Source organism: Streptomyces sp. CNQ329 (assembly GCF_000482585.1).
Genome location: NZ_AXVU01000071.1, coordinates 1 through 13,394, shown reverse-complemented (window position 1 = coordinate 13,394; position 13,394 = coordinate 1). Strand labels below are relative to the sequence as shown.

The 13,394-nt window shown below is 70.6% G+C and carries 10 protein-coding genes, 1 tRNA gene and 1 other RNA gene; 6 read left to right on the top strand and 6 right to left on the bottom strand.

What is annotated here, in order from left to right; translation table 11 throughout:
* Together I003_RS0127845 and ffs are read right to left on the bottom strand one after the other, a co-directional pair.
* The coding region (locus tag I003_RS0127845) for a DNA polymerase III subunit gamma and tau (RefSeq protein WP_027774493.1) at positions 1-1,745 on the bottom strand (1,745 nt) is incomplete at its 3' end.
* 79 nt (positions 1,746-1,824) lie between these two features.
* Positions 1,825-1,921, bottom strand: an RNA gene (ffs, locus tag I003_RS35275) — signal recognition particle sRNA small type.
* Positions 1,922-1,992: 71 nt separating this feature from the next.
* Between ffs and I003_RS0127840 the strand changes: the two genes are divergently transcribed.
* A tRNA-Ser gene (locus tag I003_RS0127840) sits at positions 1,993-2,077 on the top strand.
* A gap of 275 nt (positions 2,078-2,352) precedes the next feature.
* The gene (locus tag I003_RS0127835) at positions 2,353-2,703 is read left to right on the top strand and encodes a DUF6247 family protein (protein ID WP_027774492.1); all 351 of its coding nucleotides are present in this window, start codon (positions 2,353-2,355) and stop codon (positions 2,701-2,703) included.
* A 755-nt stretch (positions 2,704-3,458) separates the two neighbouring features.
* Here I003_RS0127835 and I003_RS0127825 read toward each other — a convergent pair.
* Both I003_RS0127825 and I003_RS36235 read right to left on the bottom strand, forming a co-directional pair.
* A complete protein-coding gene (locus I003_RS0127825) occupies positions 3,459-5,120 on the bottom strand; it encodes a hypothetical protein (RefSeq protein WP_158689028.1) in 1,662 nt (553 codons plus the stop codon).
* Positions 5,121-5,602: 482 nt separating this feature from the next.
* Positions 5,603-5,767: a hypothetical protein gene (locus tag I003_RS36235; RefSeq protein ID WP_158689027.1), complete on the bottom strand. Its 165-nt coding sequence runs from the start codon at positions 5,765-5,767 to the stop codon at positions 5,603-5,605.
* Positions 5,768-5,981: 214 nt separating this feature from the next.
* Here I003_RS36235 and I003_RS0127815 point away from each other — a divergent pair, with 214 nt between their 5' ends.
* Positions 5,982-6,713: a DUF7873 family protein gene (locus I003_RS0127815; RefSeq protein WP_027774489.1), complete on the top strand. Its 732-nt coding sequence runs from the start codon at positions 5,982-5,984 to the stop codon at positions 6,711-6,713.
* A gap of 575 nt (positions 6,714-7,288) precedes the next feature.
* Here the strand turns inward: I003_RS0127815 and I003_RS0127810 are convergent.
* The gene (locus tag I003_RS0127810; RefSeq protein ID WP_027774488.1) at positions 7,289-8,203 is read right to left on the bottom strand and encodes a LysR family transcriptional regulator; all 915 of its coding nucleotides are present in this window, start codon (positions 8,201-8,203) and stop codon (positions 7,289-7,291) included.
* 228 nt (positions 8,204-8,431) lie between these two features.
* On the opposite strand from I003_RS0127810, the gene I003_RS0127805 reads away from it, so the two are divergent.
* Genes I003_RS0127805 through I003_RS0127795 form a run of 3 tightly spaced genes read left to right on the top strand, consistent with a single transcriptional unit; the run spans position 8,432 to position 12,236 of the window.
* On the top strand, positions 8,432-9,061 hold the full coding sequence (locus tag I003_RS0127805; protein ID WP_027774487.1) for a (2Fe-2S)-binding protein: 630 nt from the start codon (positions 8,432-8,434) through the stop codon (positions 9,059-9,061).
* Positions 9,058-10,041, top strand: coding sequence for an FAD binding domain-containing protein (locus I003_RS0127800; RefSeq protein WP_027774486.1), 984 nt, complete (start codon positions 9,058-9,060; stop codon positions 10,039-10,041). Before I003_RS0127805 ends, I003_RS0127800 begins: the two co-directional genes overlap by 4 nt.
* Positions 10,041-12,236, top strand: coding sequence for a xanthine dehydrogenase family protein molybdopterin-binding subunit (locus I003_RS0127795; RefSeq protein ID WP_027774485.1), 2,196 nt, complete (start codon positions 10,041-10,043; stop codon positions 12,234-12,236). Before I003_RS0127800 ends, I003_RS0127795 begins: the two co-directional genes overlap by 1 nt.
* Before the next feature lie 116 nt (positions 12,237-12,352).
* On the opposite strand, the gene I003_RS0127790 is transcribed toward I003_RS0127795, so the two are convergent.
* Positions 12,353-13,394, bottom strand: a 1,042-nt coding sequence (locus I003_RS0127790; RefSeq protein ID WP_027774484.1) for a cytochrome P450, incomplete at its 5' end; no start/stop codon positions are given.

Genomic DNA, 13,394 nt, shown 5'->3' with positions numbered 1-13,394 from the left:
GCAGGCGCCGATCCGGGCGCAGGCGCCGATCCGGGCGCAGACGCCGATCCGGCCGCCGGCGCAGGCTCCGCCCCCGAGGCCACGCCGCCGCCCCCTGCACCGGGCGCCGCCGGCGCCCCGCTCCCGGGCCAGGCCCCGGGCCGACGCGCCGGCGCGTCACCGCCACCGGGGGCCGGGAGCCCGGAACCACCGGAAGGCCCGGCTCCCGCCGCGGCGGGAGCCCCCGCTGCGGGCGGAGCCCCGGCCCCGGAAGCGCCGGACCCAGCAGGTCCGGAACCGGAAGCACCGGCCCCGGTTCCGGAAACAGCGCCGCCGGACCCGGCGGCAGGAGCCCCAGGCGCCCCGGTCCCGGCAGACCCGGCACCGGACGGACCAGCCCCGCCCCCGTCGGCGAGAGCAGCCCGCGCAGCCTCGGCACCACCGCGACCGCCGCCACTGCCACTGCCACCACGGTCACCGCCGCGACCGCCACCGCCGTCGCCGCCCCCCGCGCCACGGCCCTCGACGCCGCCACCGCCCGCGCCCCCGCCGGAGGGCTGGTGGGCGTCCGGTCCCGGTACGTACCCCACGGTCGGCAGCCCCGTCGCGGCGTTGCGCTCCAGGCGGTCCAGCCGGGCCATCACCGAGCGCTCGTCCCCGTACGCGCCGGGGAGCAGCACCCGGGCGCAGATCAGCTCAAGCTGCAGCCGGGGCGCGGTGGCGCCGCGCATCTCGGTCAGCCCCTCGTTCACGAGGTCCGCCGCGCGGCTCAGCTCGGCCGCCCCGAAGACGCCGGCCTGCCGCCGCATCCGCTCCAGCACGTCCGCCGGAACGTCGATCAGCCCCTTGTCGCCGGCGTCCGGCACGGCGGCGAGGATCAGGAGGTCACGCAGCCGCTCCAGCAGATCGGTGACGAACCGCCGCGGATCGTGCCCGCCCTCGATCACCTGCTCCACGACCGAGAACGCCGCCGCCCCGTCGCCCGCCGCGAAGGCGTCGACGACGGAGTCGAGCAGGGAGTCGTCCGTATACCCCAGGAGGGCGGTGGCCATGGCGTACGTCACACCCTGCGCACCAGCACCGGCGAGCAGTTGGTCCATAACGGACATCGAATCCCGCACGGAGCCCGCCCCGGCCCGTACGACCAGGGGCAGCACCGCGTCCTCGACGGGGATCGACTCGACGCGGCAGACGTCCGCCAGGTAGTCGCGCAGGGTGCCGGGCGGGACGAGGCGGAAGGGATAGTGGTGCGTCCGCGACCGGATGGTCCCGATGACCTTCTCCGGCTCGGTCGTGGCGAAGATGAACTTCAGATGCTCCGGCGGCTCCTCGACCACCTTCAGCAGGGCGTTGAACCCCGCGGAGGTGACCATGTGCGCCTCGTCGACGATGTAGATCTTGTACCGGCTGGCGGCCGGCCCGAAGAACGCCTTCTCGCGCAGCTCACGCGCGTCGTCCACACCGCCGTGCGACGCGGCGTCGATCTCGATGACGTCGATCGACCCCGGCCCGTTCCGCGCGAGGTCCCGGCACGACCGGCACTCCCCGCACGGCTCCGGCGCCGGCCCCCGCTCGCAGTTGAGACACCGGGCGAGGATGCGCGCGCTCGTCGTCTTCCCGCAGCCCCGCGGCCCGCTGAACAGATACGCGTGGTTGACCCGCCCGTTCCGCAGCGCCTGCTGCAACGGGCCGGTCACGTGGTCCTGCCCGATGACCTCGCCGAAGGTCTCGGGCCGGTAGCGGCGATAGAGAGCGAGCTGCGACACGACTACGACGATATCGGTGACCGCCGACAACAGCGCCCACCCGCCGAAACCCCCGCCCCACCGGCACCCACCCCGCACAACGAGGCGCCCCCCACGCACCCGCCAGAGCTCACCTACCCTTGCTGCCTTCCGGCCCTGGGGGAGTTCAGCGAGATAGCGCCGCGTGAGGGGCGAGTCCACCTTAACCGATCCGACCCCCTGCGAACGAGTTCGCGACCACCCCGCCCCGTCTTGTAATGTGGCCCGCGGAGGATTCGCCTAGAGGCCTAGGGCGCACGCTTGGAAAGCGTGTTGGGGGCAACCCCTCACGAGTTCGAATCTCGTATCCTCCGCACCCCGCCTGACCAGGCGAAACGAAGGCCCCGACCGACTTGTCGGCCGGGGCCTCGTGTGTGCCATGGCCTCGGTTTCAGTCTCATTCAAAACGGACATTCAAGCCAAATGTCCACTACCACGTGGACGTGGAGGTGCACGCCTCACGGTGCCTCCCTGTCGTCGACAGGCCGTCACACTCGTCCCGCACATCGCCATGCTCGATAGCATGATTTCGGTCGCCAAGCGGAGCGGCCACGAGAGATCGTGCCGAACCAGACCGAGGAGCGAAGCGATGACCGAGCAGCACATCACCTCCGGCCCGCTGATCTCCATGCCCGCGCTCACCCCGGCCGCCCTGCGCACCGCTCTCGCCCAGATCGCCCCGGCACAGCTTCCAGCGTTCGCCGAGCACCTCGACCGAGCCGCCGAGCAAGCCTCTGCGCAGAGCACGATCACCCCGCTGCGCGCCTTCCTGCAGTACTGGGGCGAGTTCGTCGCCATACAGCGCAACCCGGAGCGAGCCGCCCGCCTGCGGGACCTGGAGGCCGAGGCCGACACGGCCGAGTCACCGGACGCACTTGCTCCACTGGTCGCGGAGATCCAGCAGATCCTGGGCGAGGCCCAGCGCGAGGTCGCCGGGTGAGCGACTGGACCTGGCACTACAACCCCGACGCCGAACTCGTCACCGCTGGACTTCCCGTCGAAGTCGTCGTCGAGGTGGAGCGGCTCGCGGAACAGCTCACCGCCCTCGGACACGACGCTGCGGCAGCCGGACGAGGCCCCGCCCACGGCGGCGGCTGCGCACTCTCGACATCTTCGGCGGCCGCGGCTTCTTCATGTACCTCGCCCCCGAGCGGGCGCGCGTGATCTCCATCGTCCGAGTCGTGTGGGTGGGCTGACGCCTCCTCCGGCCTGGGACCGACGCACATGGTGGGACAACGTGCCTGGCACCCGGTTCACACGGCATCCTCACCGAGAGCGTTCTTCAACGAATTGACACCGCCGCCTGTTACACGACCGTAAGCAGTGTGATGATCGATGCAGCGAGTCCCACTGCCTTGTTGGCACCTTGGCAGAGGTTGCGGACCCTGGTCAGCAGTGCCGTCGCGGTAGCCCTGCCTTCGGGTTGATCTAGAGGCTGGGCTGCGGCGACGTCCAGTAACGTGAGACATTGGTCAGCCTCGGGAATCTGGCCCCGGTCGGCTGCCACCTGCTGCATGAGTCTGCTCAATCCTTCGGTGATCTGCTGGAGTGTCTGGGGGTCAGGAGCGCCTGTTCCCTGGCTCTGCACGGAGCCGACGGCGCCGGGCTGATTCTGGACGTTTTGCATGAAACCGCTGTTCTGGACGCCGGTGTTGCCATCCGAGTTATCGTGTTTCCTACGCCTCATCATGCACCTCAGGTTTGCTGCTGGGATCCGATTGCTCCGGGCTGGTTCTGGGTTCCACTCATCTGCCCGGAGTTGATGATGCCGCTGTTCTGGATGACAATGATCTGCTCCCGGAATTTCCGGGTGTCGACGTTGTGGTCGAGAAGGAAGCCCTCAATCGCAGAGAGCACCCGATTTTGCATCATTGTGATGTAGCGCCGGGCGTCGTCGTACTGGAGCATGTCGTCGATGTGTCGACGCGAATACAGCTCACGCAGACTCACGACCGCTTGCTTCTGATCGTCGGCGGGGCGCCGGGCACGCGCCCGCCGAGGCTTGATCAAACGTTTCAGAGTCACACCTGCATCCGCAACCGACAGCAGCATGGAACGTCCGACGAAGCGCCAGCCTGTGCGCTTCGACTGTGGCCGCGCCGCATAAAGGGCGGGATGAATCGGGTTGACAACCTGTGGACGGACGATAACGCGCAGGAAGTGGTTCTCATAGGAGAAGGCCACGAAGACGAACGCGAGGATCTCGCCGTCCCAGGAGACCATGCGTGCGCAGAGCGCTCGGCGGGCTATCTTGGGCGCTGCGAAGACGCGCATAGCCCTTGCTCCGTCGTGCGCCAGGGACACTAGTCCGGCCCACTCATCCTCGGTGATGTTGGCCCAACGGTCCGAGTTGATCGTGGCAATGGAGAAGACGTCCTGTCGGTTGGCCGGATGGAAAACCCGATCTGGGCTGATGGCTCGGGTGAGTTCGCTCTCCACATGACGGAGGAGATCATCTGGGGTGAAGGGATCCACTCCCACCCCTGGCTTCCCGCCCGCCAGGAGGTGGTCTGCGCCGGGAAGGAGTCGAAGTCCAGCAGGGGAGACGGCGTTTCGGGAGTTCTGGCCTTCACCATCCTTCTGTGGCGGTGCCATAACATCGATGCCGATGTTCCGCTCGTACCAAGGCTTGCCGGCCCCGAGGAAGTGGTAGCGCACCTGCCCGGGACGGATCTGCTGTTCGTATGGGATGACCGGCTGGCCCTCCATGCCGTGCATACGCTGAACGGTTTCCTCGTGCGCAGCAGACAGTCGCTGCGGGCTCCCCCCTCCATCGGCTTCGCGGGCCATGACATCGCGGAGAAGTCTCTGGCTGACGAGCCGGTCCGCTAAGCAGACGGCCCATATGCCTACCAGAAGGGTCAGGAGTGCCCAGTCGACACCGATCCGCCACCAGCACAGCCCCGCGACGATCCAGGCCATCAGCATGAGCACCCGGCGCTGCCGGCCCAATCGGATGGCTTGCGCACAGCTCAGAGCGACTTCTGCGAGGTCGAAGCCGTGCGATGGGACCGGCCTCAGCTCTTTCCCCAGCACTCGACAGTGGACCCACCGTGCGTAATCCAGACCCAGCGGCACAAACTTCTGGGGATCCTTCTTCGTCCCGTCGGCTAACGTCTCCGCCTGAGACAGCTTCGCCTTCTCGTCCCGTTCCTGAAGCAGTTCCTTGATCCACCGCGGCGCAATCTGCCGGACGATCCCCCTCCAGCCCTGACGCAGTTTCGATCTGATCTGCTTGTCCCAATCCGGGCGCAGGTGCGCGGCGGCACACAGCAAACGTGTCGCGTCCGACGGACGGTCATCGTCATCGCCGAGATCGGGCGTCGGCACCGCCGGAAACCCCAGCGTCTTGTTCATCCCGGTGAACCGGTCAACAACCTGGCCAGGTACGGTCTTGTTGAACCTGGGACCTAACCCCATAGGCCACCCCTGGTGAACGACTACTCGCACGGCTCATGCGTCCGAACGTCGATCGTGCACTCAACCCCCGCGTCTGACTACAGTACGAAACCGGCCGAACTTCGGTTGAATGCGACCCCCTGGCGGCAACGGAGCTGACCTGCCGGGCTGGGCTCGCGGGAGACCCGCGGTCTTAATTTTGGTCTCATTCGCCTCAGTCCAGGCGCGTCCCGACGGCCACCAGCGCGCCACTGAGCTACAGGTCAGGACGCCGTTGTCCGCCCGAGAACCCTCACACGGCGAATGGGAAAGCGTGTTGGGGGCAACCCCTCACGAGTTCGAATCTCGTATCCTCCGCACCCCGCCTGACCAGGCGAAACGAAGGGCCCCGCCGATGCTGTCGGCGGGGCCCGTCGTCGTTCGCGGTCTCATCAGTGGTCTCAACGGGATGTTTCGGGCTCCCGTGGTCGCCTCTCGTCCGTGCCCTGCGCCACCTCCCAGGTGAGCCCGCCGACGCGCTTGGCCGCGTCCTTGAGGATGCCGCCCGTGACGTGCGGGTACCGGGCCGCCACCGCCGTCGACGACCAGCACCTGCTCTGCCTCACGACCCGCTCCGGCACTCCCCGGATCGGCAGGAACGTGGCCGCGGTGCGTCGGGCGTCGTGGAAGCGCCGGTCACGGCCTCCGGCCTCGATGAGCGGGTGCTTCGAGCGCGCTCGGGCCCGGGGTCGCACTCGCCGCTCTGCCGTCTCGGCCGGAAGGGACGGGGCAGGTGTCAAATCGGATGTGCGTGCGGCGGAGGGTTGTTAGGTTTGCCGTGTGCCGAAGCTGAATCAGATCATCGCAGTCGAAAAGGGCGTCAAGTCCAAGGCCCTGCAAGAGCTCACCCGGGTTCACCAGGACGTGCAGAAGCCCGCCCTGCTGGCAGGTATCTCCCGGACCTACCAGCCCAAGGACGAGGAGGGCGAGCAGCTTCCGCCCGAGTCCACGCGGGTGCAGATCAAGGCCGAGGACGCTCTGCGGGCGACCGCCGTGACGCTGACGCGGCTCTTCGACGTGACCGCGACGAAGGACTGGGCGAACCGGTCCGCGGTCGCTGACGTGGTGGTCGACGGTACGGTGCTGTTGCCCCAGGTGCCCGTCCCGTACCTGTTGTTCCTGGAGAAGCAACTCACCGACCTGCACACCTTCGTGCGCAAGCTGCCGGTGCTCGACGCCTCCGAGTCCTGGACCCTGGACCCCTCGACGGACTCGTGGAAGACGGACCCGGTGCGGACCATCCGCACGAAGAAGGTTCCGCGCAACCACGTGAAGGCCGAGGCCACCGAGAAGCACCCGGCGCAGGTGGAGGTGTACTACGAGGACGTCCCGGTCGGTTACTGGACCACGGTGAAGTTCTCCGGCGCGCTGCCCGCCCGGCGGGTCAACGAACTCCTCGACCGCGTCGAGAAGCTCCAGCAGGCGGTCAAGTTCGCCCGCGAGGAGGCGAACAGCACCGATGTCACCGACCACCTGGTCGGCGACGCGGTATTCGGCTACCTCTTCGGGTAGCCCTCACATACGCCCTCCGTCGCGAGCGGAGGGTGCGCGATGAGCGCAAGCTGAAACTGATGTTGAAGCTGATAAGGGGTGTCAGTTGGGGGTTCGAATCCCTCCCCCCGCACCACGTGCGGGGGTGGCCCAAGCCTGGCAGAGGCGGCCCCGTGAACCTCAGATTCTCGCTCCAGTCTCAGCATTCGCCGCCGAACACCGGATCGACGGAACGTGGGCGACTATCGACGGATGGGGGTTCAAGTCCCTCCGGCGCCTCTCTCGTGGCGCTGTAGTTCAAAGGCAGAACACGTCGATCTCAACATGACCCGCGATTCTTAAACGCCGCCGGTGTGCGCAAATGGGCGGCAAGCTGGAGCCCGGGAGCTGGACATGCTCCCGGGCTCCGTCACGTTCCGTTCCCGGCGGCTTCTGCGGTGACCGGGAACGTTCGTGGAACGAGGCCCTGCACCGGTGTCGGTGCAGGCCCGTCGTTGTTCGGACGGTTGGGTCTCCACTGCGCTTTCGGGCCCGGGGGTGGCCGGGGTGCGGTGATGCGGCTGTGGTCGGAGCCGGGTGGGCCGGTGCGTCGGGGCTCATCGGGCGGGGGCGGTGAGGTGGGTGCGGGCCAGGGTGTGGAAGGCGGTTACCAGGGGGTTCTCGTCGTCGGTGCGGGTGGCGAGGACGACGTGGCTCGGCTCGACGCCGTGCAGGGGGACCGCGGTGAGGCCGGGGCGGTGGTCCGTGACGTACAGGCCGGACGAGACGATGGCCACGGCCTGGCCGGCGGCGATGATCTCGAACTTGTCCTCGACGGCTTCGACGAAAGGACCGTCGGGGGCCGGGCGACCGTCGGGGCGGGGGTCGATGCGCCAGAAGGCGTTCCACGCCGGGTCCGGGAGCCGGGGAAGGGGTTCGTCGGCGATGTCGTCGAGCGTGACGTACTCCTTGCCGGCCAGCCGGTGGTCCCGGGAGACGAGGACGACCCGGGGTTCGTCGTACAGAGCGGTCACCTGCAACCCGCCCGTCGGGAAAGGCAGCCGGGCCACCACCGCGTCCACCCGGAGCTCCACGAGCGCCGACTGTGGCTCGTTCCAGGCCACGTGCCTGGTGTGCACATCGGCGTCCGGGTACCGGTGGCGCAGCTCGCGTACCGCGGGGGTGACGACGAGTCCCGTCGTGTAGCCGATGGTGACGCGGGTCGGCTCGGCGGCGGCGCGCGCGTACGCCGTCGCCTGGGCGGCGGAGCGCAGCAGCGCCCTGGCCCGGGGCAGGAAGACGTCGCCCGCCTCGGTGAGGGTGGTCCCCCGCGGCGTGCGGTCCAGCAGGCGCACCCCCAACTGCCGCTCCAGGCGCCGGATCTGCCGGCTCAGGGAAGGCTGGGTCAGGTGCAGGGCCGCGGCGGCGCGGCCGAAGTGCCGGTGCTCGGCGACGATCGTGAAGTACCGGACGAGGCGCAGGTCGAGATCCGGCGAGGCGGCCGGCCCCGGGGCGGCACCTGAGTCGGACATGCCTCCATGGTAGGCCGCACCGGCCGGGGAGCCCTCGTTCACGAGGCGTGATGCCCGAACTGCATCGCCATGCGAAACAAGCTTTGGACGCGGGCCGGAGGCCGGTTCGACGATGGAGGCACCGCGCTGGATGCGCCATCTCCACAGCGCCGTTCCCCACGCCCTCCCTCGCCTGTCCCGGGCCGAGGGCGGGCGCACGCCAACCGAAAGCCGAGGAGTCGGAGTCCGATGGCCGAGAACGACGAAGCCGCAGCGCCGGCCGCGCACAGCCGTCGCACAGTCCTCAAGGCAGGCGGTGCCGGCGCGGCCGTGGCCGCCCTGCCGACCGGTGCGCTGGTCGCCGGGCAGCCGGAGGCCGGGGCCGCCGCTCGGCCGGCCGGAGAGGCGGAGATCACGCTCCGCGTCAACGGCGAGGAGCACGCCCTCCTCGTCGAGGCGCGGGTCACGCTCCTCGACGCGCTGCGCGAACGCCTCGCGCTGACGGGGACGAAGAAGGGCTGCGACCGCGGTGAGTGCGGCGCGTGCACCGTCCTGGTCGACGGGCGGCGCATCAAGTCGTGTCTCACCCTCGCGGTCATGGAGGCGGACAGGGAGATCACCACGGTGGAGGGGCTGGCGCGCGGGGACCGGCTGCATCCGGTGCAGGAGGCGTTCATCCGCCGGGACGCCTTCCAGTGCGGGTTCTGCACGCCCGGCCAGATCATGTCCGCCGTCGCCTGCGTCGAGGAGGGCCACACCGGTTCCGGGGACGAGATCCGGGAGTGGATGAGCGGCAACCTGTGCCGTTGCGGCTGCTACCCGAACATCGTCGACGCGGTCCGGGATGCCGCAAAGGAGACTGGAGGTGCGGGACGGTGAGGCTCTTCGACTACGTACGCGCCGGCAGTGCGTCCGAGGCCGTGCGGCTGGTGGCCGGCAGCCCCGACGGCGTGTTCGTCGCGGGCGGCACCGAGCTGACGAACCTGATGAAGGACAGCGCCCTCGCCCCCGGCCTCGTCGTCGACGTGAACCGGATCCCCCTGTCCGACGCCGCCCTGGACGGCGGGAAGCTGCGTATCGGAGCCACCGCCCGGATGCGGGACGTGGCCGAGCACGCCGTGGTGCGCAGGGAGTTCCCCGTGCTCGCCGAGGCGCTGCTGGCCTCCGCTTCCCCGCAGGTGCGCAACAAGGCCACCATCGGCGGCAACCTCATGCAGCGCACCCGCTGCTGGTACTACCGCGACCCCGGCAGCCCCTGCAACCGGCGCGAGCCCGGCAGCGGCTGCCCCGCCGTCGCGGGCCAGAACCGCTGGCACGCGATCCTCGGCGGCAGCGACCACTGCGTCGCCGTGCACCCCTCCGACCTGGCGGTCGCGCTCGCCGCGCTGGACGCCGTCGTGCTCGTCCTCGGCCCGGACGGCGGCCACCGTGCCGTCCCGGTACGGGAGTTCCACCTGCTGCCCGGCAGCACCCCGCACCGGGAGACCGCGCTGCGGCACGGCGAGATGATCACCGGGGTGGAAGTGCCGCGGAGCCGGCCCGCCCGCAGGTCCCGTTACCTCAAGGTGCGCGACCGGGCGTCGTTCGAGTTCGCCGTCGTGTCCGTCGCGGCCGGACTCGCCCTGCGGGGGCGGGAGGTGGCCGACGTACGGCTCGCGTTCGGGGGCCTCGCGCCGAAGCCGTGGCACTCGCCGGAGGCCGAGGCGGCCCTGCGCGGGCGGCCCCTGAGCGAGGACGCCATCGCGGCGGCGGGCGCCGCCCTGGTCCGGGACGCGAAACCGCTGGAGCACAACGCCTTCAAGGTCGAGCTGGTACGGCGCGCCCTTGCCGACGTCCTCAACCGCCTGGGAGGCGAATGATGAGCCCGATCGTAGGCCGCCCCGTGCCCCGGGTGGACGGGCGGGACAAGGTGACGGGCGCCGCCGCCTACGCCGCCGACGTGCAGGTCCCCGGGCTGCTGCACGGCTTCCTGGTGATGAGCACCGTCGCCCGCGGGCGCGTCACCGGCATCGGGACCGTCGCGGCCGAGGACGCTCCCGGCGTGGTCGCCGTCTTCACCCACCGCTCCATGCCCCGCCTGCAAGTCCCCGACCACCCGTCCTTCATCAAGGAACACCTGCCGCTGCAGGACGCGGACGTCCACCACGCAGGCCAGCCGGTGGCGTTCGTCGTCGCCGAGACGCTGGAGCAGGCCCAGCACGCGGCCACGCTGGTGCAGGTCTCCTACGACGCCCACGACCCGCAGGTGGTGCTCGCCGACGCCCTGGACGAGGCGTACCTGCCCGCACCCGGCAGCGACGGCCCGAACGAGATCACCCGCGGCGACCCCGCCCGGGGGTTCGCCGAGGCCGACGCCCGCATCGACGTCACGTACACCACGCCCATGCAGCACCACAATCCCATGGAGCCGTCAGCCGTCACCGCCCACTGGGAGGACGGCCGGCTGACGCTGCACGAGTCCACCCAGGGCGTCACCGTGTCCCAGGAGTGCGTGGCGGCCTCGCTGGGAGTGCCGCCGGGGCACGTCCGCGTACGGTCGCCGTACCTGGGCGGCGGCTTCGGCGCCAAGGGTCCCTGGCCGACCACGATTCTCACCGCCGCGGTCGCCCGGGAACTGCGGCGTCCGGTCAGGCTGGTGCTGGCCCGGGCGCACACCTACACCTCCCACGGGCATCGCGCGGAAGGGCGCCAGCGGCTGCGGCTGGGGGCGAAGCGGGACGGCACGGTCACCGCCGTGGACCACGAGTCCGTGCAGCAGACCTCCCGCACCGAGAAGGACAGCCTGTACAACCACTCCACGGCCACCCGGCTGCTGCACTCCTTCCCCAACCTGCACATCGCGCAGCGTCTCGTCGGTCTCGACCTCCCGGTGGGGGCCTACATCCGGGCGCCGGAGGCCATGGCCTCGCACGGCCTCGAATCGGCCCTGGACGAGTTGGCCCACGCCCTCGGCATGGATCCCGTCGAACTCCGGCTGCGCAACTACGCCACCGTCGACTACGACACGGGCCGGCCCTGGGTCAGCAAGCATCTCGACGAGTGCTACCGGCGGGGCGCCGCCGCGTTCGGCTGGAGTGCCCGCAACCCCCGCCCGCGGTCGATGCGCGACGGGGACACCCTGATCGGCTGGGGCATGGCGGCGGTCGCCCACACGGCGGGCGGCATTCCGGGGTCGGCGGCCGGCGTGCACCTCACCACCCGGGGCACGGCCGTCGTCCGGAGCGCCACCCACGACCTGGGGACGGGTACCTACACGGTGATGGCTCAGGTCGCCGCGCAGGTGCTCGGCCTGAAGCTGGAGGACGTCCACGTCGACCTCGGTGACACCGCGTACCCGTACGCGTCCATATCGGGGGCGTCGTCGACGGTGCCCAGCGTCGGGGCCGCCGTCAACCGGGTCTGCACCAGGGCGCGCTCGGAGCTGATCGGCATCGCGGTGGCCGACGAGCGCTCCCCGCTGCACGGCGTCCCGGCCGAGCAGATCAGCGCGGAGGGCGGCGAGCTGTACGTGACCGGCAGGCCCCGGCGCCGGGACAGCATCCGCGCGGTCCTCGCCCGCCACGGCAAGCCGGTCGAGGCCGCGGTGGAGCCGGCCGCGGAGACCCCGGCGCAGTACGCCACCGGGGCCGTCTTCGCCGAGGTCCGCGTCGACCCGCGGCTCGGCCGGGTCCGGGTGAGCCGCATGCTGGGTGCGTTCGACCCCGGCCGGGTGCTCAACCGCAGGACGCTGCGCAGCCAGATCATCGGCAGCTTCGTCTGGGCGGTCGGCTTCACGTTCACCGAGCACACCCTCGTCGACCCGCACCTGGGGCGGATCGTCAACCCCAACCTCTCGGGCTACCTCGTTCCCGTGAACGCCGACATGCCCGAGATTCAGGCCCTGTTCGTGGACAAGCCGGACCCGACCAGCCCGGCGCTCGGCGCCCGGGGCTTCGGGCAGGCTCCGATGGCGGGAGCGACGGCGGCGCTCGGCAACGCCGTGTACCACGCCACCGGCCACCGCGTCCGCGACCTGCCGATCACCCAGGACAAGATCATCAGTGGTGGGCGTTGACCGGCGGCCCGGGAGCGGCTGCGGCGTCGCGACGGTCGTCTCCCCGTTCGGCCCGGCCCCGCGGCGGCGCGCCGCCGCGGGGCCGCGTCGTGGTACCGCGCTGCGGTCCCGGTGGATTACCGGGGGGTGAGGTCCATGCGGATGTCCTCGGCGGCCCAGAGGACGAAGCGCTCGATGGGCGTGACCGTCTGGCCCGGCGCCATCCGGAACCGGAACCGCTTCAGCAGCATCGCCAGAACGAGTTTGGCCTCGACCATCGCGAGGACGGACCCTTCACAACTGCGCGGTCCGAGCCCGAACGGGATGTACGCCAGCCGGTGCCGCCGGGCGGACGCCTCGGGTGTGAAGCGCTCCGGGTCGAACACCTCCGGGTCGGGCCAGTACTCGGGGTTCATGTGCACGGCCCAGAAGGGGTAGAAGAGGGTCGTGCCCGCGGGAACGGTGTACTCGCCGAGCCTGATCTCCTCGGTGGCCTCCCGGGCGCCGTACGGTCCCGGCGGGTACAGCCGCATGGACTCCCGGAGCACCATGTCCAGGTACGACAGCGGCCTGAGGTCGCCGTAGCCGGGGGCGTCGCGGTCGCCGAGGACCCGGTCGACCTCCTCTGCCGCCCGCTCGGCCACCTCCGGGTGGCGGGCCAGCAGGTAGAGCGTCCAGGAGATGGCCACACCGGTGGTGTGGTGGGCGGCCAGCATCGTCATCAGCACCGTGTCGCGTATCCGCGCCGGCGACTCGCCCGCCCGGACCAGGGCCGCGACCAGGTCGCTGCGGTCGGCGTGCTCGGTCGTGCCGCGTTCGCGGTGCGCGGCGAGCACCTCGTCGACGGTCGCGCGCAGGAACGTCAGGGCCTCTTCGGAGCGTACGCGGCGCTCCTCCTCCGTGCCGCCCACGTCCACCTGGTACAGCCGCGCCAGATAGTCGGTGAGGACGTCCTCGAACGCCGACACGACCCGCCCCGCGGCCTCCTCGGACTCCAGTCCGTCGCCCAGCGCGTACTCGCACACCATCCGCAGCGACAGCTCGCTGAGGTCCTTCTGTAACTCCACCGGGCTGCGCCCGGCGCGCGCCGCCCACCGGCCGGCCATCGACGCCGTCAGCGCGGTGAACTGACCGAAGTGCGCCTCGTGCGAGGGCCGTCCGGCCAGGACGGACAGCATC